General features: G+C 44.0%; 1 protein-coding gene. It reads right to left on the bottom strand.

What is annotated here, in order from left to right; translation table 11 throughout:
- Positions 1-10 precede the first annotated feature (10 nt).
- Positions 11-1,167 (bottom strand): IS3 family transposase gene (locus DFP77_RS19410; RefSeq protein WP_374058263.1). Its coding sequence is split into 2 segments (ribosomal slippage): positions 11-919 and positions 922-1,167, totalling 1,155 coding nucleotides; the frame shifts between segments, so codons are not numbered across the junction.
- Positions 1,168-1,231 lie beyond the last annotated feature (64 nt).

The following is a 1,231-nucleotide window of genomic DNA, read 5'->3' as shown; positions in this document are numbered from 1 at the left end:
TGAATCGCCACTAGTTCAGTAGACACTTCTCAATCATCTTTTCGAACAGTTTTTCATACTCAACAGGTGACAGCATATCATTGGCACTGTGGCGTCTGACAGGGTTATAAAACATTTCGATATAATTAAAAATGTCTTGTTTTGCTTCGCTCCTTGTCGAGTAAATCTTCCGCTTCACTCGTTCTCTCTTTAAAAGCTGGAAAAAGCTTTCAGCAACAGCATTGTCATGGCAGTTCCCTCGTCGACTCATACTGGCTTGTAAGTTGTGATCGTCCAAAAAACTGTGCCAATCATAGCTTGTGAACTGACTGCCTTGGTCTGAGTGAATCGTCACCCTATGCTTTGGCTTTCTTCTCCATACCGCCATTATCAGTGAATCAAGAACAAGTTCTTTCACCATTCTCGGGCCCATACTCCAGCCTATTATTCGACGCGAATAGAGATCGAGTACGACGGATAAATACAGCCAGCCTTCATGAGTTCGGATATACGTAATATCAGTAACCCAAGCTGTATTCGGGCTTTCTGGATTAAACTGCCTTTCAAGCACATTGCTAGCTATCGTATGTGTTTCTCCTGTACGAGCCCTAGGCTTGCGGTAACCCACTTGAGCCTTGAGTCCTGCTCTTCGCATCAGATAATGCACTCGATTAATACCACAAGATTCATTCAAGGATCTCAGGTCGTGATAGATCTTTCGATAACCGTAGACACAACCCGACTCCAGCCACAGTTGTTTGACAAGACCTGTTAGCCTCTCATTTTCCTTAGCCAGCTTTGATTTTGGCTCTTTCAGCCAAACATAATAGCCACTAGGGTGAACATCGAAGAGATTGCATAGTCGTCTTACTGAAAAATCGACACTGTGATCCCTGATAAAGGCGTATCTTAGTCTGGGTGGCTTGCGAAGTACGCCGCGGCTTTTTTTAACAGGTCGCGCTCTTCCGTTACTCGTTTGAGTTCTTTTCGAAGACGAAGAATCTCGCTCGACTCAGCAGAGGCCTCTGCAAAAGATTCTGCCTCTGGGCCATATCGTTTAATCCAAGCGTATAAACTGTGGGTGGTGGTGCCTAAGCGATTAGCGACTTCAGCAACACTAAAGCCTGCTTCTGTCACTTGCTTAACCGCTTCAATTTTGAATTGTTCTGGGTAACGTACTTTGCTCATAAATACCTCTCACTTAGATCATTTTATCTAACTAAAAGGTGTCTAGCTAATTAGTGGCGATTCA

The sequence above is a fragment of the Marinomonas foliarum genome (assembly GCF_003337275.1).
GTDB lineage: Bacteria > Pseudomonadota > Gammaproteobacteria > Pseudomonadales > Marinomonadaceae > Marinomonas > Marinomonas foliarum.
The sequence above is the reverse complement of the archived record's forward strand: the minus strand, read 5'-3'. Positions and strand labels throughout refer to the sequence as shown.